Genomic DNA, 21986 nt, shown 5'->3' with positions numbered 1-21986 from the left:
GACGGGGCGCCGGCCGCCCGCTTCAGGCGCCCTTCACGATGCCGAGCGGGAAGGTCGGCACGAGGTGCTTCTCGAGGAACGCGGGACCCTCGGCCGGAGCGACGAACCAGTCCGTCGGGCACATGGTGAGGATCTCGACCAGCGAGAAGCCCTTGCCGTCCAGCTGCGTGCGGAAAGCGTCGTGCAGGTACTGCTGCGCGAGCTTGATGCCCGACGGCGTGTGGGCCGCCGCGCGCGCGACGTACGCCGCGCCGTCGAGCTGCGCCACCAGCTCGCAGATCTTGATCGGGCGCCCGTGGCGCTCCGGGTCGCGCCCGCCGACCGTGGTCTTGGTGTGCTGTCCGAGCACGGTGGCGGCCGTCATGTGTCCGCCGGTCTCGCCGAAGACGGCGTTGTTGAAGACGATGGCCGTGATCTTCTCGCCGCGCGCCGCGGCGTGCAGCACCTCCTGGAGGCCCTCGGAGATCATGTCGCCGTCGCCCTGCATGGTGAAGACGAGCGCGTCGGGTCGCACGCGCTTCACGCCCGTCGCAACCGACGGCGCACGACCGTGCAGCGCCTGCATGACGTCGAGGTCCATGATCATGGGGAACGCCGTGTAGCAGCCGATCCCCGCGACGCAGATCGTGCGGTCGCGGAGACCGAGCTGCCCCACGATCTCGAGGATCGTGCGCAGGGCGACCGGCTCGCCACAGCCCGGGCAGAGCGAGTGCTCGGTGCGCAGGAGCAGATCGGGCACGGCGAAGACCTTCTCCATCGCGTCGCTCATGACCGGGCCTCCCCGGGGTACACGGCCTCGATCTGCCGCAGGATGTGCTCGACGCTGAGCAGCGGGCCCACGCCGAATCCCGAGTGGTCGTGGCTGATGCCGCCGATCGCGTGCACCGGTGCCCGCCCGCGCACGGCCAGCTCGACGTCCTCGATCATCTGTCCCGCGTTGAGCTCGAAGACCGCGACGGCGCGGGCACGCTCCGCGGCGCGCGCGACCACCTCGCTCGGGAAGGGCCAGAGGCTGATCGGACGCACCCAGCCCACGCGAAGGCCGCGCTCGCGCGCCAGCCGGACCGCGTACTTCGCGAACCGTCCGGGAAACCCGAACGCCACGACCACGAGCTCCGCGTCGTCGAGATCGTCCGCCTCCACGCGCACCTCCTCGGCCTTGATGGCGGCGTGCTTGGCGGGCACCGCCGCCAGGGCCGCGCCGTGGTCGGTCGCGAGCTTCTCGGGTGCGCCGAGCGGCGAGAGGGTAATGCCGCGCCGTCCTTTCGCGCCCGTGATCGCCCACGCCTTCGGCGGCAGCTCGGGGAACGACGCCGGACCGAGATCCACGATCTCGGAGGTGTGCGACAGGAGGAAGTCGCCCATGATCATGACGGGGTTCCGCCACTTGTCCGCGACGTGGAACGCCGTCTGGACGAGGTCGACGGCTTCCTGCGCCGACGCCGGCGCGAGCACGATGAACCGGTAGTCGCCGTGGCCGCCGCCCCGCGTCGCCTGGAAGTAGTCACCCTGGCCGCGGCACATGTTGACCGCGACGACGGGAATCTGTGCGTTCGCCAGCTCGGCGAAGCTCTCCTGCATGAGGCTGATCCCCTGGCCGGTCGACGCGGTCATCGCGCGCACGCCGCAGCCGGCGGCACCCCACACCATGCCGATCGCCTCGATCTCGCTCTCGGCGTTCATGCACGTGCCGCCCACCTGCGGCAGGCGAACCGACATGTACTCGAGGATCTCGGTCGACGGCGTGATCGGGTAGCCCGCGTAGAACCGGCATCCCGCGCGCACGGCCGCCTCGGCGAGCGCCGCCGAGCCCTCCATGAGCGCGCGATCCGTCGCCGGCGCGCTCACGACGCGCTCGCTTCCTGCGGCGCGCGGAAGACTTCGAAGCAGAAGTCGGGGCACACCTTCGCGCACAGCTCGCAGCCGGTGCACCCCTCGAGGAGCATCGGATGGCGATATCCCTTGCGGTTCACCGCCTCGGACATGACGAGCACCTTCGGCGGACACACGGGGATGCAGAGGAGACAGCCCTTGCAGAGCTCGCGATCGATCGTGACCGTCGCCTGCATTCAAACGCCTCCCGCGACGGCGCCGGGGCCGCGCGCCCAGTCGGCGCCGCGCGCGAGCAACGCCGCGTTCGCGTCGGCCATGCGCGCGCGATGCGCCGGAAGCGCCGCGCGCATGGCGGCGACGACGCGGTCCATGGCGACGATCGTGGTGTGGGCGACGAATCCGCCGAGCATGATCATGCCGGCGCCCATGGGGCTGCCGGCCTCCTCGGCGAGCCGGGTCGCGGGGATGGGCACCAGCCTCGCGCCGTCGTGCGGCGGCGGCGGCACGAGCGTCTCGTTCGTGAACAGGAGTCCGTCGGGCCGGAGCTTTCCGAGCAGCGGCTCGAGGGACCGCGGGTGCATGGCGACGACGCTCCAGCACGCGGGCACGATCGGCGGCGCCTCGATCGGCGCGTCGCCGATTACGAGCGTCGAATCGCTCGGGCTGCCGCGCATCGCGCCGTGATAGACGCCGAACAGCATGGCGTGCCGGCCCTCGTCGGCAGCCGCCTGCGCCAGCACCTTGGCCATGAGCTGGATGCCCTGGCCGCCGATGCCGGTGAAGACGATCTCCCGCTCCATCAACGCGTTCCCGCGCCGCGGGCCACGGCGCCGCGGTCGCGCACGCCACGCTCGCGCAGCTCGGCGGCGAGGCCGGCGAGCAGATGGCGCACGATGGCGCCGAACACGTCGTCCAGGTCCCGTGTCAGCATGTAGGGCATGTGCGCCGCGATCTCGGCGACGTCCTCCGACCGGAGCCCCTCGGCCGCGCCGCCGGTGCGCACGGCCTGGGCGTAGAACGACGGCGAGAAGGACGGGCCGCGAACCTCCGACGAGACGAAGCCGAGCGTGCTCCACATGATCTCGCGCGAAGCGCGCACGGCGTCGGGCCCGTCGAAGCCGGCGTCGCGCAGGATCTGGAGCAGGGTGTTGGTCGCGCGCAGGAGCGCCGGCGCGTAGTGCCCGTGATGCAGCAGGATCGAGACCGCGGCGGGCGAAGCGACGAGGTGATTGCGGAGCGAATGCATCCACGCGGCGGCCCGGACGGTCCACGGGCCGCGCTCGGGGATCTCGAGCTCGAGCCGATCGAGCACCTGGGCCACGATCGCGGTCACGAGGTCGTCCTTGCTGCGCACGTGGCGGTAGAGCGACATCGGCGCCGTCCCGAGCGCGTCGGCGAGCGCGCGCATGTTGAGCCCCTCGACGCCGCGCTCGGCGAGGAGGCGGAGGCCGACCTCGACGATGCGTTCGCGGGTGAGGGGCGCGTCGGCGGCGGAGCGTGCCCGCCCCCGTCCCGCCCGCCGGCCAGCTCGTCGCGTGGTGCTCTTGACCATCGGGGTGCGTACTTAGTAGCGTACACTGTACGCTCGGTGCAAGACCCCCCGAGGCCCGAAGGAGGCCCCCGACGATGTGGTTCGAGATGCGCAGAGAGGACCTGGGATTCGTCGCCCGCGCGCCGATCGTGCACGTGGCCGAGGCCTCGCTCGCGGCGCCCCGCGCGTCCGTCTTCGGTGCCTTCACGGAGCCGCGCGGGTGGCCCGCGTGGTTTCCTGGCGTGCGCGCGGCGTCGTACACGAGCCCGCCGCCTTATGGCGTCGGGACGATCCGGGAGGCCCTCGTCTCCGGTACGCGCTGGGTGGAGGAGATGATCGCCTGGGACGAGGGCACGCGATGGGCGTGGACGGTGCTCCGCGCCTCGGTTCCACTGGCGAAGGCCCAGGTCGAGTCGTTCGAGCTCGCCGACGCTGCGGACGGGGGCACGCGCGTTCGCTGGACGGTGGCGATGGAGCCCCGTCTCATCGCGCGTCTCGGCGCGCCGCTCGCCGGACGCACGATCGCGCGCCTGCTCGAGCGCGCGGCGCGCAATCTGGAAACCCACCTGCACGTCGCGCCGCCTGCGGCGCCGTCGGTCGCCGCGCGATGACACGCGTCGCGCCGAGGGTGCTGGTGCAGGTCCGCGACACGCTGGCACGACGCATCGCCGAAGCCGTCCCCGACGTGGAGGTGGTGTCGATCCCGTCCGAGGGCGATCTGCCGCCGGCGGTCGCCGGCGAGGTCCTGCTGACGATGGCGTGGGGCGCCCCGAACCTCGCCCAGGTGCTCGCGCGCGGCGTGCGCTGGGTGCACGCGCTCGGCACCGGCGTCGATGCGTTCCCGATGGAGCTCCTGGCCGATCAGACGCTCACCTGCTCGCGCGGCGGGAGCGCGATCCCGATCGCGGAATGGGTGCTGGCGGTGATGCTCGCCTTCGAGAAGCGGCTTCCCGACGCGTGGATCCACGCCGTGCCCGAGGGCGGCTGGAGCCGGCAGCGGCTCGGCACGCTCAACGGGAAGACGCTCGGCCTCGTGGGTCTCGGCGGCATCGGCACCGCCGTCGCCGAGCGCGCGCTGCCGTTCGGCATGCGGGTCCGCGCCTGCCGCCGGAGCGCGGCGCCCGCGCCGCTCCCGGGCGTCGAAATCGTCGGCACGATCGCCGAGCTGGTCTCGGGCGCGGATCACGTCGTCGTCGCGGCCCCGGCGACGGCCGCGACACGCCGCGCGCTCGATCGGGACGTGTTCGCCGCGATGAAGCGCGGCGTTCACCTCGTGAACGTGGCGCGCGGCGCGATCGTCGACCAGGATGCGCTGCGAGCGGCCCTCGAGGACGGCACCGTCGCGATGGCGTCGCTCGACGCCGTCCTGCCCGAACCGCTGCCCGAGGGCCACTGGATGTACACGCACCCGCGCGTGCGCCTCTCCCCCCACGTGTCGTGGAACATGCCGGAGGCGGCCGAGCTGCTGATCGAACCCTTCGTCGACAATCTGCGTCGGTACCGCACCGGCGCCCCGCTGACGGGCGTCGTCGACCGCGCGGCGGGCTACTAGAGGAGAGCCAGATGAGCGAATCCGGACGCACCTTGGGGAACGTGGCCACGCGGCTTCTCCTGGAGAACGACCGCGTGCGCATCTGGGAGCTCGACCTCGCACCGGGCGCGCGCTCGGACACGCATCGACACGACGTCGACTACGTCCTCGTGCAGATCGAGGGCGATCGCATCGCCGCCCAGCCCGAGGCCGACACCGGCGGCGCGTACCGCGACTACATCGAGGGGACGGTCGAGCCCGGGAAGACGCGATACATCACGCGCGGCGGCATCGAGACGGCCATCAACGTCGGACGGCGCCGCTACCGTGAGATCCTGATCGAGCTCAAGTAGTGCTGCTGCTGGGCGACATCCTGCGACGTCACGCCGCCGTCCGTGGCGACAAGACGGCCTACATCATCGGCGCCGACCGCGTGACGTACGGCGCCTTCCACGCGCGCTCGAACCAGCTCGCGCGCGCGCTCGCGCGGCTGGGCGTCCGGCGTGGCGATCGCGTCGCCGTCATGGCGACCAACCGGGTCGAATATCCCGTCGTCTACTTCGCGGTCCTGAAGCTCGGCGCGATCGTCGTTCCCGTGAACGCGCGCTTCACCGCCGACGAGGTCGCGACCGTGGTGCACCATGCCGAGGCGGAGACGTTCTTCGTGGCGCCGGAGTTCGCGGCCCTGGTGGGAGGGCTGCGCACGGCGGGCCGTCTCCCGCTCGTTCGTCGCGTCGTGTCCATCGCCGGCGGGGCGGAGCTCGCGGACGCGGCGCCGCTCGCCGCGCTCGCCGCCGCCGAGCCGGCCGACGACGTCGCCGTCGCGATCGACGAGCACGACCCACACGTGATGCTCTACACGAGCGGCACGACCGGATCGCCGAAGGGCACGCTGCTCTCGCATCGCAGCTACTTCCTCCAGGTGACCACCTCGCATCTCCAGCTCGGGATGCGCGAAGACGACGTGGGCCTCTGCATGTTCCCCATGTTCCACATGGGCGGCTGGAGCCTGCCGCTCGGCTTCTGGCACACGGGCGCGACCATCGTCCTCATGCCGAGGGCCGAACCGCGCCTCCTGCTCGAGACGATCGAGCGCGAGCGCGTGACCTATCTCTATGCGGTCCCGACGGTGTGGGGATCGCTCCTCGCCGTCCCCGACTTCGATCGCTTCGACCTCCGCTCGCTGCGGCTGCTCGGCGGCGGCACGGCCGCGATGACCGCGGCCCAGGTCCACCGGATCCGCGAGCGTTTCGGGTGCTCCGACATGGCGATCCTCTACGGGTCGACCGAAGCCGGGCCGGTGAGCGTGCTCCGACCGTGCGACACGCAGCGAAAGCCCGAGACCGTCGGTCGCCCGTACCTCGACGTCGACGTGCGGCTGGTCGGCGAGCGGGGCGAGACGGTCGGGCAGGGCGAGGTCGGCGAGATCGCGGTGCGCAGCGAGTTCACGATGCGCGGCTACTGGCGGAACGCGGAGGAGACGGCGCGCACGATCCGCGACGGCTGGGTGCACACCGGCGATCTCGGCGTGTTCGACGCGGAGGGGTTCCTGTCGGTCGTCGGCCGGCGCAAGGAGGTGATCCGCAGCGGCGGCGAAAGCATCTTCCCGGCCGAGATCGAGCGCGTGCTGCTCGCCCACGCCGCCGTCCGCGAGGCGAGCGTCGTGGGCATTCCCGATCCGCACTGGGGCGAAGCCGTCGTGGCCGCGATCGTGCTGCGCGACGCGGCGACGCTCACGGCGGACGACGTCGTGGCGCACGTGCGGCAGCATCTCGCCGGCTTCAAGAAGCCGCGCCACGTCTTCTTCCTGCCCGAGCTGCCCCGCACGGCCGCCTCGCAGCAGGTGCACAAGGCGCTGCTGCGCGAGATCGTCCTTCAGCTCATTCCGCCCGCAGCGCCGTGATCGGATCGAGCCGCGAGGCGCGGTGGGCGGGGTAGAACCCGAACACGATCCCGACGGCGGCCGAGAACGAGAACGCGATCGCGATGGCGGGACCCGAGAGGAGCGTCGGCCATTCCGCCAGGCGCGCGACGAGACTCGTTCCGCCGAGCCCGGCGAGCACGCCCGCCGCGCCGCCGAACGTGCTGACGACGATCGCCTCGACCAGGAACTGCACCAGGATGTGCCACGTCTTGGCGCCGACCGCCATGCGGATCCCGATCTCGCGCGTGCGCTCGGTCACCGACACCAGCATGATGTTCATGATCCCGATCCCGCCCACCAGCAGCGAGATCGACGCGACGCTGAGCAGCAGGTTCGTCATCACCTGACTCGCCATCCGGGACGCCTCGGCGACCTCGCTGAGGTTGCGGACGGTGAAGTCGTCGTCCTGCTTCGGCTGGATGCGATGGCGGTCGTGGAGCAGCGCGGTGATCTGCTTCACGGCCGCCGGGGCCTCGGCAGCGGTCAGGGTCGAGACGAAGACCATGTCGACGGTCCCCAGGATCTGCGTTCCGAGGACGCGCCGCTCGGCGGTGGCGAACGGCATCAGCACCACGTCGTCCTGGTCCTGCCCCCAGCTCGTCTGCCCTTTGCGCGCGAGCACCCCGATCACCTCGAACGGCACGCCCTTCACGCGGATCGTGGCGCCCACCGGGTCCTCGCCCGCCCCGAAGAGGTTGTCGACGACCGTCTGCCCCAGGAGGGCGACCGGGTTGGCGCCGGCTTCGTCGCGCTCGTCGAAGAAGCGACCGACGGCCACCGGCCAGTCGCGCACGTACTGGTAGGCGGGCGTCGCGCCCTGCGCCGACGTCGACCAGTTCTCGTTGCCGTAGACGACCTGCACGATCTGGCGCTTGATGTACGAGACCTCCGCGACGGCGGGACACTCCCGCGCGATCGCGGTCGCGTCGGCGACGGTGAGCGTGGAGGCCCCGCCGTACCCCGAGCGCACGCCGCCGGCGGTCGTGGCGCCGGGCACGACCATGAGCAGGTTGTTGCCGAGACTCTGGATCTGCTGCTGAACGGCCGCGTCGGCCCCACGGCCGATGCTGACCATCGTGATCACGGCGCCGACGCCGATGATGATGCCGAGCATGGTGAGCGCCGAGCGGAGCTTGTTGCGCCGCAGCGCGCGCAGCGCCGTCGCGAGCGTCATCCAGAGGACGTTCATGCCTCGCCCCCCTCGTCGGCGAGCCGGCGCATGCGCTGCTCGCGGCGCGTGTCCGCGACGAGGCGGCCGTCACGAAAGGTGAGCCGCCGCTCGGCGTACTCGGCCACGTCCGGCTCGTGCGTCACGAGCACGATCGTGATGCCCTGGTCGCGGTGGAGCATGGTGAACAGCTCCATGATCTCGCGGCTCGCCTCGCTGTCGAGGTTGCCCGTCGGCTCGTCGGCCAGCAGAAGCGTCGGATTGTTCACGAGCGCGCGCGCGATCGCGGCGCGCTGCTGCTGCCCGCCCGAGAGCTGGCTCGGATGGTGGTGCTCGCGTCCCGCGAGACCCACTGCCGCGAGCACGGCACGGGCCCGCTCGTGTTGCTCGGCGAACGGTACGCCGGCGTACACGAGCGGCAGCTCCACGTTCTCGAGGGCGGTCGTGCGCGGCAGGAGGTTGAAGCTCTGGAAGACGAACCCGATCTGGCGGTTGCGGATGGTGGCGCGCTCGTCCGAGGAGAGCGAGGACACGCGCGCGCCACCCAGGCGGTAGGTGCCACGGGTCGGCTGATCGAGGCAGCCGACGATGTTCATGAACGTGGACTTGCCGGAGCCCGACGCGCCCATGATGGCGACGAACTCGCCCGCCGCGACGTCGGTCGACACGCCGCGGAGCGCCTGCACCTCGACGTCGCCCAGCCGGTAGCACTTCCAGACGTCGCGGAGCTCGAGCAGGGGGGCCATGACCGGCGACCGGCTAGAACCGGCGCCGCGCACCGGCGAAGCCCGGCGGCTGCGCGGGCGGCGCGGCGGCGGACTCCTCGCGCCGCACGCCGATCGCCACCACGTCGCCCTCGTGGAGGTCGCCGCCCAGGACCTCGGCGAACTGGGCGTCGCGGATTCCCGCCTTGATCTCGACCGGGCGCAGGGTCTCGCCCGGGCCGACGACCTGGACGGTCGTCTTGCCCTGCTTGCTGCGCTCGGGTGCGCCGCCCTGCTCGGTGCGGAAGCGGAACGCCCGCGTCGGGACGCGCAGGACGTCGTCGCGATGGGCCGTCGTGATCGAGACGTTGGCGGTCATGCCCGGCTTCAGCTCCATGCCCGCGTTGTCGACCGCGAGCACGACGTCGTAGGTGACGACGTTCTGCACGGTGATCGGTGCGTTCCGGACCTGCGAGACCACGCCGTGGAACGGAATGCCCGGGTACGCGTCGACGGTGAACGTCGCCGGCTGGCCGACCTGCGTGCGCCCGACGTCCGACTCGCTCACGTTCGTGTCGACCTGCATCTTGGTCAGGTCCTCGGCGATGAGGAACAGCGTCGGCGTCTGGAAGCTCGCGGCCACGGTCTGTCCGACGTCGACGTTGCGCGAGACGACGACGCCGTCGACCGGCGAGAGGATCTCGGTGTAGCCGAGGTTCACCTGGGCTTCTTCGAGGCTCGCCTGCGCCTGCTTCACGGCGGCCTCGTCGAGCGCGAGCTGGGCGAGCGCCTGGTCGTAGTTGCTCTGCGAGGTGTCGAGGTCGTTCTGGGCGATCAGCTCGCGCGCCAGGAGCGTGCGATTGCGATCGAGGAGCAGCTTCTTCAACGCCAGGTCGGCACGGTCCTTCTGCACCTTGGCGACGGCGTTCGCGACGTTCGCCTCGGACTGGCGCACCTTCACGGCGAAGGAGGCCGGATCGATCTTGGCGACGCGCTGCCCCTTCGTCACGGGCGAGTTGAAGTCGACGTCGATCGCGATGATCGGGCCGGAGACGTACGTCCCCACCTGGACGGTCTTCACCGGATTGACCGTGCCCGTCGCCGAGACCGTCTGGTCGATCGGGCCGCGATCGACGGTCGCGGTGACGTAGCCGTCGGACTCGCCCGCTTGTCCGGCGCTCCACAGCCGGTGCGCCAGGAACGCGGCGACGAGCAGGATTGCGCCGAGGACGAGGCGGCGGCGCCGGCGAGAGGGCACGAAGCGCGGGCCGACGCCCGGCGTCGGATCGCCCGGTGGGGGAACGTCGACGACGCGCGGCTTCGGCGTGCTCATGAGGTCTTCTGCCGCGCGGTCGCGCGGTCGAATGCGGCCACCGCCACGCGGTAGTTGGCGAGCGCCTGGACCCGGCTCGCCTCCGCGCCCACGAGCGACGTCTGCGCGTCGGTCAGCTCGATGATCGCCCCGACGCCGGTCGCGTAGCGACCCTCTGCCAGCTCCAGGTTCTCCCGCGCCTGCTGGAGGCCCTTGTCGGCCACCTTGATGCTCTCGGCCGCCTGGCGGACGTTGAGCATCGACTGGCGGACCTCGAGCGTGACGTTCTGCTGCAGCGACTCTGCGTTGAACTGCAGGGTCTGGAGGTTGGCCTTCGCCTCGCCGACCTGCGCCGTCGTGAGCCCGCCGTTGAAGACCGAGAGGGCGACTGCGGCGCCGATGTCCCAGTTGTTCGTGAGGGGGTAGTTCCCGCCGGACCAACCGTACGTCGCGCCGCCCGTGACCTTCGGCAGGTAGTCCTTCTGCAGCGCCGCGATCTGCTGCTTCGCCGCCTCCTCCTGCGCGCGGATGCTGCGCAGCTCGGGACGGTTCTCGTACGCCTCGTCGAGGGCCGTCTCCTCGTCGATCGGCGCGGCCGGTTGATCGAGAGTGTCGACGATGTCGAAGTCGAGCGGGCCCGAGAGACCGAGGACGTTGCGAAGCGTCTCGCGCCCGAGCGCGACGTTGTTGCGCGCCGTCACCTGCGCCAGCTCGGCGTTGGCGAGCTGCACCTGCGCAGAGGTGACGTCGAACTTGGGCGCGAGCCCGACGTCGAACCGGCCCTGCGCCAGCTCCAGGTGCTGCTGGTTCTGCTTCACCGTCTTGTCGGCCACGTCGCGCAGCCGGTAGGCGGCGAGGAGCCCGAAGTACGCCTGCTCGACGTCGAACACGACGGTGTCGCGCTGCGTCTGGGCATCGGCGTCGGCCGCCGTCGCGAGCGACTGCGAGCGGTGGATGAGGGCCAGGTTCTGTCCGAAGTCGAACAGCACCTGCGAGAGCCCGACTCCGGTGCTGTAGAAGTTGAACGTGCTCGACTGTCCTCCGACGGCGCTGCGGGTCAGGCTTCCGGCGTTCTGATGCTTGCGGTCGGCGGTGTAGGTCGCCGCGACCTGCGGGAGGTAGGCAGCGGCGCTCTGCCAGACCCGCTCGCGGGCCGCGCCGACGGTGGACGAGGCCGCCTTCAGCGTCGGCTGCTGGTCGAGCGCGATCTGGATGCACTCGTCGAGGGTCTTTTGCTCCTCGGCACCGGCGCGACCGATACCGGCGAGAAGAAGACCCACGGCGATGAGTGCCGTCGCGCGACGCAGCGGCACCTACGCCACCCTCGCGCTCGGCCGCGCCGCGCCGCGCTTGCCGGTCCCGTGCAGGAAGACGTCGACGACGGTCGCGACGAGCGTTTCGAGGTCGTCGTCGCGTCCGCGGTAGCGGCTGGCGGCGCGCATCATGCCGAAGAGCATCTCGGTCGCCAGCCGCGAATCCATCCGGCGGACGTGCCCGCCGGCGATCGCCTGGTCGATCGCACTCTGCACCGGCCGGACGAGGCGCGCGCGCTGCAGGACCCAGTCGCGCGCGTCGTCGTCGGGGCGGTGCTCGTTGCGATGGATGAGGGCGAAGAAATGCCGCTGGTCCCAGAAGTAGCCGAGCGTGCGTCGCACGACGTGCTCGATCTTCGCGACCGGCGACTCCCGGGTTCGTACCGCCGCTTCGAGCTCCGCGCGCAGCCGCTCGATGCCGCCGAACATGACCGCGAGATACAGCTCGCGCTTGGTGCGGAAGTACCGGTAGATGGTACCCTTGCCGACACCGCAGGCGCGCGCGACGCCGTCCATCTGCACCTCGTGGTAGTCGCGCCGCGTGAAGACGCCCTGAGCAGCGGCCAGGATCGCCTCGCGAAGACCGGGGGTGGGGGGACGCCCGCGCGAAGGGCGCTGGTGGCGGACGGCTGGGGCGACGGGGCGCATTTACGATACGGACCGGTCAGTAATTCAAATGCCGCGGGGACGTCGTGGGGTCAACGATCTTCGACCACCCGCGGTTGACCGCCCGTCAATCCGGCAACTTGCAGCCCGCGCGCTGGCCGAGCTGCTCGAGCGAGAGCCGCCCGGCCACGCGCGTCCCGTCGGCGAACTCCCAGGTGGGATAGCCGGTGATCCCGGCCCGGCCGCAGGCGGCGGTCTGGTCGCCACCCTCGTCGGCGCACTCGACATAGCGAAGGAAGCGCTCCGAGGTGCCGAACAGCCGGCGCTGCTTGGCGCACTGCGGGCACCACGACGCGCCGTAGAACGTCGCCCCGCGGTCGCGCAGGCAGCGTGCGAAGGCGTCGAGCGAGGCCGCGCGCGCACCGGCCACGAAACCCAGGACGGCGAGAGCGGCAACCATGATGCGCAGCATGGTCGCCGACTCTACCTGTGGACGGTGGGAGGCCGGAAGAGCTGTTTCGGGTCTGCCCGTTCGGGGGCGGCGACCGGGGAGGGATCGCCGCCCCCGTCGGTTGTTACCGGGCAGGAGGAGAGCATGGAGGTCGTCGTGGGGGGAGGCCACGACGTTCGGCTCTGTGGTCCGAGAGAAGCAAGGAGCAGGCCTCTCGGGCCACGGCGGGAATCCGAGGAGAAGGGTCTCCGGAGTGGGTCAGACGTGACCCATCTCGTTGACCCGCGTGTCACACGCGCCCAGCCGCGGCCGGTGTTCCCAGGCCGCCGACTACGAGCTAAGGAGTGCGCCGTGGGCCTTGCCTCCCCGATCGACTTCGAGGCCGCGCTCGCCGTGAACGGGGTCGGCGGGCTCCGTCGCGCGGTGCCGCGCACGCTGCAGGTGAACGTCGGCAAGCTCTGCAACCAGGCCTGCCATCACTGCCACGTCGACGCTGGACCCAAGCGCACGGAGATCATGGCGGGTGCCACAGCCGACCGCGTGCTCGACGTCCTCGCGGCGAACCCGGGGCTCGAAACGCTCGATCTCACCGGCGGCGCGCCCGAGCTGAATCCCGGCTTCCGCCGTCTCGTCGAACGGGCACGTGCGCTCGGCCGGACGGTGATCGTGCGCTGCAACCTGACCGTCGTGTTCGTCGAGGGCATGGCGTGGCTGCCCGAGTTCTATCGGGCGAATCAGGTGGAGCTCGTCTGCTCGCTGCCCTGCTACACGGCGGACAACGTCGACAAGCAGCGCGGCCGCGGCGTGTTCGACGGCAGCGTGCGGGCCCTGCAGCTCCTGAACGACCTGGGGTACGGGTGCGCCGGATCACCGCTGCGGCTGGATCTCGTCTACAATCCCGTCGGCGCGTTCCTGCCCGGCATGCAGGCCGAGCTGGAAGCGCGCTACCACGAGGAGCTCCGGCGCCACTTCGGGATCGAGTTCCACGCGCTCCGCACCATAACCAACATGCCCATCGCCCGTTTCGCGGCGGACCTCGCCCGTACGGGCGAGCACGATCGATACATGGGGCTGCTCGTGAACCACTTCAACACCGCCACCATCCCCGGCCTCATGTGCCGTCACCTCGTGAGCGTCGGATGGGACGGCAAGCTCTACGACTGCGACTTCAACCAGATGCTCGACCTCGCGATCGGCGCCCGGGGCCCCCGGACCATCTGGGAGCTGGACGACGTCCGTACGTTGGAAGACGAGCGCATCGTCACGGGGTCCCACTGCTTCGGCTGCACGGCCGGGGCGGGCTCGGGCTGCGGCGGCGCGATCGTGTAACGCCGGGAGGCCCGCGGCGTCTAATCGGGCAACCAACACTCCAACAGGAGGAGGAGACGAATCATGACCAAGAAGACCACGGGGATTCTCATCGCCAGCGCGGCCGCCGCGTTGTTCCTCTCGGGCGCCGTCACGGCCCGGGCCGAAGAGAAGGCGGGCGGCGATCAGGTGACCTGCTCGGGCATCAATGCGTGCAAGGGACAGGGCACGTGCGCCGGCGGCGGGCACTCCTGTGCCGGCCAGAACGGTTGCAAGGGCCAGGGCAACGTGAAGGCCTCCGCGGCCGACTGCAAGACCAAGGGTGGCAAGGTCGTCGAGGGCGAGAAGCACTAGTCACGGCGCGGGCTCCGGGCCATGCGGTCCGGAGCCCGCGTTCGACGTCATGGCGATCTCGGTTCCCTACCTCGGTCACGGCGTCGGCCTGCGACCGCAGCACTACCCGGCCATCCTCGACGACGGCCGGCGCGCGGATTGGTTCGAGGTCATCTCCGAGAACTTCATGCTGCGCGGCGGGCGCCCGCTCCACGTGCTCGAGCGCGTGCGCGCCGAGCGTCCGATCGTGCTGCATGGCGTGTCGCTCTCGCTCGGCGCGACCGATCCGTTGAACGACGCCTATCTCGTCGAGTTGCGTGCGCTCGCCGCGCGCTATCAGCCGGCATGGATCTCCGATCACCTCTGCTGGGGAAACTACGGCAAGCACTATGCCCACGATCTCCTGCCGCTGCCGTACACCGACGAGGCGCTGGCGCACGTCGTGGGGCGCGTACAGGTGGTCCAGGAGAGGCTCGGGCGGCAGATGCTGGTCGAGAACGTGTCGAGCTACGTCGCGTTCGCGCACTCGACCATGCCCGAGTGGGAGTTCCTCGCGGCGGTCGCCGAGCGCGCCGATTGCGGCATCCTGCTCGACGTCAACAACATCTACGTGTCGGCCGTGAACCACGGCTTCGACGCCTACGAGTATCTGGCGGGCATTCCGGTCGGGCGGGTCGGCCAGATCCATCTCGCCGGCCACACGGACAACGGCACCCACCTGCTCGACACGCACGATCATCCGGTGCGCGCCGAGGTGTGGGACCTCTATCGCTCCGCCGTGCGCCGATTCGGTCGCATCTCCACGCTCGTCGAGTGGGACGACCACATTCCGCCGTTCGAAGACGTTCTCACCGAAGCCGAGCGCGCCCGCGCCGCCGAGGCCGAGGTGCTGGTCGATGCCTGTGCCCGATCTGCGTGACATCCAGGCCGGGTTCTGGCGCTCGCTCCACACGGGCGAGCCCGACGCAGGACTCGTCTCGACCGTGCTGCCGACGGCGTCGCTCGAGCCCGGAGCGCGCATCGGGATCTACCAGGACATGTACGTCTGGCGCCTCGTCTCCGTGCTGCGCGAGGACTACCCCAAGACGCACGAGGCGCTCGGCGAGGACTTCGACGCGCTCGCGCGCCGCTACGTCGTGGCGCATCCCTCGGAGCATCCGTCGGTGCGACACCTGGGCCGCCACCTTCCCGCCTTCCTCGCCGGCGACGAGCTCGCAAGATCGCGCGCGTGGCTCGGCGATCTCGCGCGGCTCGAGCTGGCGAGGGTGAACGCCTTCGACGCGCCCGACGCCGTCGCGATGCGGGCCACCGATCTCTGCGCGATCGCACCGCAGGAGTGGGGCGATCTCCGCTTCGACCCGATCGCGGCGCTCGAGATCCTTCGCTGCGACTGGCCCGCCCACGAAGTCTGGGCGGCGCCGGAGCGCACGGACGTCGCTGCGCGGCCGACCCGGCTTCGCGTGTGGCGGCAGGACTTCGCCGTCTTTCACGCCGCGATCGACGTGCTCGAAGTGGACGCGCTCGCCGTCCTCACGGCGGGGGGAACGTTCGCGGAGATCTGCGAAGCCGTGGCCGCACACGCGAGTCCGGAGGCCGCGGCGGAGCAGGCGGGGGCGCTACTCGCGCGCTGGATCGACGACGGGCTCATCGCCGGCCGTCGCGCCTGACGCGTTCGCGGTTTCAGTCGGCCGACATCGCGGCGCGGCCGCGCAGGCGAACCGAGCCACGCCGGACGACGGGCGCCCGCCGCAGCTCGAGCGGCGCCTTCGCGCGGACGCTCGGCACGGCCTTCGCCGCATGGTCGAACAGGACCCGGCGGATCACGCTCGGCTCGAAATCGAACGCCTCGCAGATGCGCTCGAACGAGAAGGGCCACTCGCGGTCGCGGCTCTGGAACCAGCGATTCGCCTCCGCGAACAGCCACGCGTTCCGTCCGACCCGGCAGCCGGCGTACTTCATGTACACGGCGATCGCGTCGCCGAGGACCGCGGCCATGAGCCGCCGCTCGGGCGTTGCGCAGGCGGCGCGAGCGTTGCGGATGAACTGCTGGGGCAGGAGCGTCTCGTGCTCGATCCAGCTCCCGACCGTCTCGGGATCGACGGGCGCGCCGATCGCCGTCCGATGTGATTGGAAGGAGGTGCTCGCCGCTGCCGTGCGCGCCATCGTCAGCTCCCCAGCTCGCCGTCGAGGAACGCGCCGGACGGCGAGCAGGTGTCGGGGTTCGTCGACGCCTTGCAGGCCTGGAGGATCGGACCGCTGTTGCGCTTGCAGATGCGGATCGCGGCGTGGAGGTCGCGCTTGCACTGGGCGCGATCGTGGCCGCGCAGGCCCGTGCACACGATCCGCGCGCGCGCGTCGGAGACGCACGCCTGGACGGCCTCGCGACACAGGACGCGGCAACGCTTGGCGGCCATGGCCGGCGTCACGGTGAGACTCGCGGCGAGCGCGAGTGCCAGGAGCGCTACGTTCGTCATCGATGTCATGTCCACCTCGCTGTTGGGGCGCTTCGGGCGCCCGGTCCGTCCGCCGCTCCGGATTCGCCGGCTCGGCTCTGGCGAGGGGACGAGTGCACGGCGCGTGCCGGCCGAAATGCGCGTCGGATCGGCGCCCTGCGAAGGACGCCCACGTATCGTTTGGATACCCGGGTCGAAACGACTCACGACGGCGCGGGCCGGCGCGTCCGGCGCTCAGCCGATCAGGCGCTTGCGATATGCGCTCGGCGCCGCGCCGAACCAGCGCCGGCAGGCCCGGCCGAAGTTGGCCGGATCGCCGTAGCCGAGCGCGTGGCTGATCTCGGCGATGTCGAGATGCGGCTCGCGCAGGAGCGCTTCGGCGCGCTCGCGGCGCTGCGCGTCGACCAGCTCGCGATACGTCGTGCCCGCGCGCTGGAGCCGGCGGACGAGCGTCCGGCCGGACACGTGCAGGCGCCGCGCGGCGGCTTCGAGCGACGGACCGGCGTCGCGGCTCGATGCGACGAGCTGCTCGACCCGCGTCACGAGATAGTCGTCGGCGTCGAGACCGCGCGCGAGCGTGTCGAGCTTGCGGACCGACGCTTCGTACATCACCGGGTCCGCCAGGGGGGACTTGAGCCCGAGCCAGCCCGCCGGCAGCGACAGCGCGGTGTCCGCGGCGTCGAAGCGCACCGGCCCATGAAAGCACGCCGCGTATTCGTCTGCGTACGGCGGAGACGGGTACGCGAAGTCGAACGACGCCTGGCGCATGTCGAGCCGGTACACGCGCTCGACGAGGTTCTGGATGGCGAGCAGCAGCATCTCGAGCATCGGGACACGCTCTTCGTCCGCCAGCTCCACGCGCTCGTCGACGCGGAGCGTGAAGCGCCGCGCATCGCGCCGGACGTCGAAGCGGAACCACGGCGCGCGAACGTGCGCGTACCGCGCGATGACGGCGAGGCTGTCGGCCAGCGTGGGCGCGCTGATGGAGGCGAATGCGACCGGCCCGTGCGTCGACGCGTCGAAGAGCGCGCCCACCTGGAGGGCCCATCCCGGGGGGCGGAGCGCGTTCAGGTTGCGGATCAGTCGCATCTGCTGCCCGAGGGTGATGTCGGCACTCGTCTCGTCCGGCGAGACACCCGTGCCCTCGCTCAGTGTGGACCGGTCTTGCGGCGTCGGGCCGAGCTCGCGCAGGGCGAGCTGGAAGTACGCGATCGGCATCGGCAGCGCGTCGGCCCACTTCCGCATGGCGTGAAATGACCAGTCCCTGGCGAGCCGTACACTTCTGCCGGACGGGGCGCAATGCGAATGATGCCGCCATGACGACGCAAAACCTGTACGCACGACCGACCGAGGGCACGGAGTGGAACGCGCCGCAGCGATTCGATGCCAGCTTCCGCTGGGAGTACCAGGACGGCCGCGAGAAGCTCCTCAACTTGTACGAGAAGGGCAAGCGGCTGCAGTGGAACGCCAACGAGCGGATCGACTGGTCGCAGGAGCTGGACCCGGAAAACCCTTCCGGGCTTCCCGACGAGACGGTGCCGATCTTCGGCTCGCCCGTGTGGGATCGGCTGACGGCCAAGGAGAAGGCGAACCTGCGCCGGCACTTCCAGGCCTGGCAGCTCTCGCAGTTCCTGCACGGCGAGCAGGGAGCGCTCGTGTGCACGGCCAAGATCGTGCAGCAGGTTCCGAGCATGGACGCGAAGTTCTACGCCGCGACGCAGGTGATCGACGAGGCGCGGCACGTGGAGGCCTATTCGCGCCTCCTGCACGAGAAGTTCGAGCTGGCCTATCCGATCAATCCCCACCTCCAGAAGCTGATCGAGCAGACGCTCGCCGACTCGCGGTGGGACTTCACGTACCTCGGCATGCAGGTGCTGATCGAGGGCGTGGCCTTGGCCGCGTTCGGCCTCATCCGTGACCAGTCGACGAACCCGCTCGCGGCGTCGGTCAACGCCTACGTCATGCAGGACGAGGCGCGGCACGTCGCGTTCGGTCGCCTCGCGCTGCGCGACTACTATCCGCACTTGACGCAGAAGGAACGCGACGAGCGCGAGGAGTTCGCGGTCGAGGGCTGCTACCTGCTCCGCGATCGCTTCCTCGGCGAGGAGGTGTGGGAGACGCTGGGCCTGCCCGTGGACGAGTGCACCAAGTACACCGATCGCTCCGAGCTCCTGCGCATCTACCGCTCGAGCCTCTTCACCCGCATCGTGCCGACGGTGAAGGAGATCGGTCTCTGGGGCCCGCGGATCCAGAAGGCCTACGCCGACATGGGCGTGATCGGCTTCGCCGACGTGGATCTCGAGGCGGTCGCGACGCACGACGAGCAGGTGGGCGAGGATTTCGATCGCCGTCGCGAGATCGCGCGCGTCGCGGCGACGGCGGCCTGACGGTTGATCCCGGCCCCGGAGCCGGGCACAAGGGGTCCCGTGGGGGTGCACGGGTGGGTTCGACGGTTCGTCGCCGCGCTCGCCGTCGTCACGTGCACCGCCTGCGGGCTCGCCCCCGCGGCGCCCGTGAAGATCCAGGTCGCCGCCGAAACGCTCCCGTGGGCGAACGTCTCGGGCTACCGCACCTACCGGTGGTGGCTGCCGCCGATCGACCAGAGCAGCGGCTACAGCGAGCGCGAGAAGCTGATCGACTGGTACGTGCGCAGCGCCGTCGACCGCGAGCTCGCCGCGCGCGGCTACGTGCCGGACACGGTGGGCAAGCCCGACTTCGTCGTCCGCTACAACATCAAGCTCCAGGAGGATTCGACCTCCTCGTTCAAGGACTACCTCTCCTACCGCGCCGAAGGCGGCGGCAAGGACATGGGCGACGCCTTCATGGGCTACGAGCGGGGCACGCTCACGATCGAGATCGTCGACGTCGCCTCACGCCGCGTCGCCTGGCGCGCGGCCGCGACCGCGGTCATCGAGAGCGACGCGCGCGGCAAGCGCATCGAGCCCGCGGTGCAGCAGATGTTCGAACGCTACCCGGTCCCGCCGCGCTGAGCCGCCGGCTCAGCGGCACCACACGGACGCTTCGCCGTAGCAGCGGTAGGAGATGCTGCCGTCCCCGGCTTGCAGCCACTGCGACGTGCAGACGCCGCGCTGCCCCGCGCCCATGGGTGGCCGCGGCGTGCCCCCGGCGGTGACGCACGCCTGCGCGCTGTACTGCTGGGCGATCGCGATCGCGTCGCTGCAGCACTCGCGCTTGCTCGCGTAGCCCCACCCCGTATCGCCCCAGCCGTCGTACTGCGTGGCGCGCGCCGACGCGGCACCAGCGAGCAGGATCGCGACCGCGAGCAAGGTGCGTCGTGCCGTCGTTCCCATGCCGGCGCGGACTCTACCAGCGATCTTCGCTCGCCCGCCAGACCCGGCTCTTGCCCTTCGACCCGACGGCAGACTAAAGCCGCACCGATGCGGCGTCCCCTCGTGCTCGTGCTCCTCGTCGTGGCTGCGTGCGCGCCGGCTCGTCAGCCGACGCCGAAGAGCGCGCCGCCGGAGATGTCGGGGTTCCTCGACGACTATGCGATCCTCCAGCCGGGCGGACCCGGCGAAGCCGATCTGCGCTATCGTAACCCGAACGCCGATTGGAAGAAGTACGACAAGGCGCTGTTCGAGCCGGTGACCATCTGGCGCAGCGGGCGGAAGTCCCTCGACGAGATTCCCGAGGCCGACCTCCAGCGTCTCGCGATCGGCCAGAGCGCGGCAGTGAAGGCTTGCCTGCGCAAGGAGATCCAGCTGGTCGACCAGCCCGGTCCGGGCACGATGCGCATCCGGCTCGCGCTGACGCTGGCCAAGGGGGACGACCCGGTGCTCGACGTCTACACGATGGTCGGCGGCAAGCCGGCGAAAGGGACCGCGCAGCGGCCGCTCGCCCCGACCACCCGCGCGTTCGTCGCCGCCGCCGCGATCGAGGGCGAGGTCAGCGATTCCGTGACGCGCGAGGTGCTCGCCGAAGGCGTCAACCGCTCGTTCGCGCATCAGTCGCGGCATGACCATCCCGAGACGTGGGAGGACGTCGACGAGAACTTCCAGCACTGGGCCACGTGGCTGTGCGGCCGGCTGCGGGCCGTGCGCGAGGGGCAGCCGAGCGCCCCCGCGCCGTGAGCGAGCACGGCGGCACGCCGTCAGGGCCGACGTGAGCAGGAAGACGAAGCGATCGCGTCCGGCCGCGGCACCGCCGGCCCCGCCGCCCGGCCGCGGGCGCATGCTGGCCGCGGTGGCCGTGGTCGCGCTGATCGTGGCCGTCGCGCTCGTCGCGCGCCGCGCGAACGAGCCGTCGGGCGACGCGCACCGAGCGCCGGCGCCCGAGCCTCCCACGCCCGCGGCCTACGTCGGCCGCCAGGTCTGCGCGGAATGCCACGCCGACCAGGCGCAGCGCTGGCAGGGGTCGCATCACGATCTCGCCATGCAGGTGGCCGACGATCGGACGGCGCTCGGCAACTTCGACGGCACGTCGTTCACGTACGCCGGCGTGACGTCGTACTTCTACCGTCGTGGCGGGAAGCCGTTCGTCTACACCGACGGCCCGGACGGGGCGATGCGCGAGTACGCCGTTGCGTACACGTTCGGCGTCGACCCGCTCCAGCAATACCTCGTCCCGATGCCCGGCGGCCGCTACCAGGCGCTGTCGATCGCATGGGATTCGCGACCCGCGGCGTCGGGCGGACAGCGCTGGTTCCATCTCTACCCGAACGACACGATCGGGCACGACGACGTGCTCCACTGGACGCGGCCCAGCCAGAACTGGAACGACCGCTGCGCACGCTGCCATTCCACCGATCTCCGCAAGGGCTACCGGCTCGACGGCGATCGCTACGAGACCACTTGGTCCGAGCTCGACGTGTCCTGCGAAGCCTGTCACGGGCCCGCCTCGACGCACGTGGCAAAGGCGCGCGCGAAAGCGTCGCCCGCCGAGATCCGCGCGGCGCTCGGGGTCCGGCTGGGCGACCCGGAGCCCGCGACGTGGGTCTTCGAGGGACCGAGCGGCATCGCGCACCGTACGCCGGCGCGGACTTCGCACGAGGAAGTCGAGACCTGCGCCCCGTGCCACACGCGACGCGGCGAAATCGGTGACGCCGCCGTCCCCGGGCGGCCGCTCCTCGACGGGTACCGACCTGCGCTGCTCGAGACGGGTCTCTACTTCGCCGACGGTCAGATCGAGGACGAGGTGTACGAGTACGGCTCGTTCCTGCAGAGCGCGATGTTCCGCGCCGGCGTCACCTGCAGCGATTGCCACGATCCCCACAGCTTGAAGTTGCGCGCCCCCGGAAATGGGGTCTGTCTCCAGTGTCATGCGCCGGAGAAATACGACGTTGCCGCCCACCATCGACACGCGCCGGACTCCGGCGCGCAATGCGCCTCCTGTCACATGCCGACCCGCACCTATATGGTCGTCGATCCGCGCCGCGATCCTAGCATCCGGATCCCTCGCCCCGACCTCAGCGTCTCTCTGGGCACGCCCAACGCCTGCAACGGCTGCCACGCCGACAAGTCGCCGCAATAGGCCGCGGACCAGATAAAATCGTGGTATGG

At 70.9% G+C, this 21986-nt stretch carries 27 protein-coding genes; 12 read left to right on the top strand and 15 right to left on the bottom strand.

The features are described from left to right. Positions 1–22 precede the first annotated feature (22 nt). Genes VMS22_03360 through VMS22_03340 form a run of 5 tightly spaced genes read right to left on the bottom strand, consistent with a single transcriptional unit; the run spans position 23 to position 3385 of the window. Positions 23–769, bottom strand: coding sequence for a thiamine pyrophosphate-dependent enzyme (locus tag VMS22_03360; protein ID HXJ33052.1), 747 nt, complete (start codon positions 767–769; stop codon positions 23–25). Beyond that, entirely contained in the window at positions 766–1848 is a 1083-nt protein-coding gene (locus VMS22_03355; protein HXJ33051.1) for a 3-methyl-2-oxobutanoate dehydrogenase subunit beta, read from the bottom strand. Before VMS22_03355 ends, VMS22_03360 begins: the two co-directional genes overlap by 4 nt. Further along, positions 1845–2069, bottom strand: a complete 225-nt coding sequence (locus VMS22_03350) for a ferredoxin family protein (protein HXJ33050.1) — start codon at positions 2067–2069, stop codon at positions 1845–1847. Before VMS22_03350 ends, VMS22_03355 begins: the two co-directional genes overlap by 4 nt. Beyond that, positions 2070–2633 (bottom strand): 2-oxoacid:acceptor oxidoreductase family protein, encoded by a 564-nt coding sequence (locus VMS22_03345; GenBank protein ID HXJ33049.1) that lies wholly within the window; start codon positions 2631–2633, stop codon positions 2070–2072. After that, positions 2633–3385 carry a TetR family transcriptional regulator gene (locus tag VMS22_03340; protein ID HXJ33048.1) on the bottom strand — a complete coding sequence of 251 codons (753 nt, stop codon included), beginning with the start codon at positions 3383–3385 and terminating at the stop codon, positions 2633–2635. Before VMS22_03340 ends, VMS22_03345 begins: the two co-directional genes overlap by 1 nt. Positions 3386–3471: 86 nt before the next feature. Between VMS22_03340 and VMS22_03335 the strand changes: the two genes are divergently transcribed. From VMS22_03335 to VMS22_03320, 4 genes are read left to right on the top strand one after another with little or no spacing between them, the layout of a single operon-like run. Next, positions 3472–3975: an SRPBCC family protein gene (locus VMS22_03335; protein HXJ33047.1), complete on the top strand. Its 504-nt coding sequence runs from the start codon at positions 3472–3474 to the stop codon at positions 3973–3975. After that, positions 3972–4916, top strand: coding sequence for an NAD(P)-dependent oxidoreductase (locus tag VMS22_03330; protein HXJ33046.1), 945 nt, complete (start codon positions 3972–3974; stop codon positions 4914–4916). Before VMS22_03335 ends, VMS22_03330 begins: the two co-directional genes overlap by 4 nt. A gap of 11 nt (positions 4917–4927) precedes the next feature. Then, on the top strand, positions 4928–5248 hold the full coding sequence (locus VMS22_03325) for a hypothetical protein (GenBank protein ID HXJ33045.1): 321 nt from the start codon (positions 4928–4930) through the stop codon (positions 5246–5248). Beyond that, a complete protein-coding gene (locus tag VMS22_03320) occupies positions 5248–6798 on the top strand; it encodes a long-chain-fatty-acid--CoA ligase (protein ID HXJ33044.1) in 1551 nt (516 codons plus the stop codon). Before VMS22_03325 ends, VMS22_03320 begins: the two co-directional genes overlap by 1 nt. Here the strand turns inward: VMS22_03320 and VMS22_03315 are convergent. The 6 genes from VMS22_03315 to VMS22_03290 all read right to left on the bottom strand — a co-directional run bounded on the left by VMS22_03315 (position 6776) and on the right by VMS22_03290 (position 12394). Then, complete coding sequence (locus tag VMS22_03315; GenBank protein ID HXJ33043.1) at positions 6776–8008, bottom strand: ABC transporter permease; 1233 nt, start codon at positions 8006–8008, stop codon at positions 6776–6778. The two genes, VMS22_03320 and VMS22_03315, sit on opposite strands and share 23 nt — an antisense overlap. Further along, complete coding sequence (locus tag VMS22_03310; protein HXJ33042.1) at positions 8005–8733, bottom strand: ABC transporter ATP-binding protein; 729 nt, start codon at positions 8731–8733, stop codon at positions 8005–8007. Before VMS22_03310 ends, VMS22_03315 begins: the two co-directional genes overlap by 4 nt. Before the next feature lie 13 nt (positions 8734–8746). Then, positions 8747–10024 (bottom strand): efflux RND transporter periplasmic adaptor subunit, encoded by a 1278-nt coding sequence (locus tag VMS22_03305; GenBank protein ID HXJ33041.1) that lies wholly within the window; start codon positions 10022–10024, stop codon positions 8747–8749. Further along, positions 10021–11316 carry a TolC family protein gene (locus VMS22_03300; protein HXJ33040.1) on the bottom strand — a complete coding sequence of 432 codons (1296 nt, stop codon included), beginning with the start codon at positions 11314–11316 and terminating at the stop codon, positions 10021–10023. The genes VMS22_03305 and VMS22_03300 overlap by 4 nt, the downstream gene beginning before the upstream one ends. Beyond that, on the bottom strand, positions 11317–11964 hold the full coding sequence (locus tag VMS22_03295; protein HXJ33039.1) for a TetR/AcrR family transcriptional regulator: 648 nt from the start codon (positions 11962–11964) through the stop codon (positions 11317–11319). Between the two features lie 85 nt (positions 11965–12049). Next, entirely contained in the window at positions 12050–12394 is a 345-nt protein-coding gene (locus VMS22_03290) for a hypothetical protein (GenBank protein ID HXJ33038.1), read from the bottom strand. Positions 12395–12724: 330 nt separating this feature from the next. Between VMS22_03290 and arsS the strand changes: the two genes are divergently transcribed. From arsS to VMS22_03270, 4 genes are all read left to right on the top strand, one after another. Continuing rightward, positions 12725–13702, top strand: a complete 978-nt coding sequence (arsS, locus tag VMS22_03285) for an arsenosugar biosynthesis radical SAM (seleno)protein ArsS (GenBank protein ID HXJ33037.1) — start codon at positions 12725–12727, stop codon at positions 13700–13702. A 63-nt stretch (positions 13703–13765) separates the two neighbouring features. Continuing rightward, complete coding sequence (locus tag VMS22_03280; GenBank protein ID HXJ33036.1) at positions 13766–14035, top strand: hypothetical protein; 270 nt, start codon at positions 13766–13768, stop codon at positions 14033–14035. A 49-nt stretch (positions 14036–14084) separates the two neighbouring features. Continuing rightward, positions 14085–14933: a DUF692 domain-containing protein gene (locus tag VMS22_03275; GenBank protein ID HXJ33035.1), complete on the top strand. Its 849-nt coding sequence runs from the start codon at positions 14085–14087 to the stop codon at positions 14931–14933. Further along, positions 14911–15681 carry a DNA-binding domain-containing protein gene (locus VMS22_03270; protein ID HXJ33034.1) on the top strand — a complete coding sequence of 257 codons (771 nt, stop codon included), beginning with the start codon at positions 14911–14913 and terminating at the stop codon, positions 15679–15681. Before VMS22_03275 ends, VMS22_03270 begins: the two co-directional genes overlap by 23 nt. A 13-nt stretch (positions 15682–15694) precedes the next feature. On the opposite strand, the gene VMS22_03265 is transcribed toward VMS22_03270, so the two are convergent. The 3 genes from VMS22_03265 to VMS22_03255 all read right to left on the bottom strand — a co-directional run bounded on the left by VMS22_03265 (position 15695) and on the right by VMS22_03255 (position 17712). Continuing rightward, positions 15695–16177 carry a hypothetical protein gene (locus VMS22_03265; protein HXJ33033.1) on the bottom strand — a complete coding sequence of 161 codons (483 nt, stop codon included), beginning with the start codon at positions 16175–16177 and terminating at the stop codon, positions 15695–15697. Positions 16178–16179: 2 nt separating this feature from the next. Further along, positions 16180–16488, bottom strand: a complete 309-nt coding sequence (locus VMS22_03260; protein HXJ33032.1) for a hypothetical protein — start codon at positions 16486–16488, stop codon at positions 16180–16182. Positions 16489–16701: 213 nt separating this feature from the next. Further along, entirely contained in the window at positions 16702–17712 is a 1011-nt protein-coding gene (locus tag VMS22_03255; protein ID HXJ33031.1) for an AraC family transcriptional regulator ligand-binding domain-containing protein, read from the bottom strand. 71 nt (positions 17713–17783) lie between these two features. Here VMS22_03255 and VMS22_03250 point away from each other — a divergent pair, with 71 nt between their 5' ends. Both VMS22_03250 and VMS22_03245 read left to right on the top strand, forming a co-directional pair. After that, positions 17784–18854 carry a ferritin-like domain-containing protein gene (locus VMS22_03250; protein ID HXJ33030.1) on the top strand — a complete coding sequence of 357 codons (1071 nt, stop codon included), beginning with the start codon at positions 17784–17786 and terminating at the stop codon, positions 18852–18854. A gap of 39 nt (positions 18855–18893) precedes the next feature. After that, positions 18894–19457 carry a DUF4136 domain-containing protein gene (locus VMS22_03245; protein HXJ33029.1) on the top strand — a complete coding sequence of 188 codons (564 nt, stop codon included), beginning with the start codon at positions 18894–18896 and terminating at the stop codon, positions 19455–19457. 9 nt (positions 19458–19466) lie between these two features. Here VMS22_03245 and VMS22_03240 read toward each other — a convergent pair whose 3' ends face one another. Then, positions 19467–19778: a hypothetical protein gene (locus VMS22_03240; protein HXJ33028.1), complete on the bottom strand. Its 312-nt coding sequence runs from the start codon at positions 19776–19778 to the stop codon at positions 19467–19469. An 87-nt stretch (positions 19779–19865) separates the two neighbouring features. Between VMS22_03240 and VMS22_03235 the strand changes: the two genes are divergently transcribed. Then, a complete protein-coding gene (locus tag VMS22_03235) occupies positions 19866–20558 on the top strand; it encodes a DUF3313 domain-containing protein (GenBank protein ID HXJ33027.1) in 693 nt (230 codons plus the stop codon). Positions 20559–20589: 31 nt separating this feature from the next. Next, on the top strand, positions 20590–21957 hold the full coding sequence (locus VMS22_03230; GenBank protein HXJ33026.1) for a cytochrome c3 family protein: 1368 nt from the start codon (positions 20590–20592) through the stop codon (positions 21955–21957). Positions 21958–21986 lie beyond the last annotated feature (29 nt).

The sequence above is a fragment of the Candidatus Eisenbacteria bacterium genome, from assembly GCA_035577985.1.
Taxonomy (GTDB): Bacteria; Desulfobacterota; Binatia; order DP-6; family DP-6; genus DATJZY01.
The sequence above is the reverse complement of the archived record's forward strand: the minus strand, read 5'-3'. Positions and strand labels throughout refer to the sequence as shown.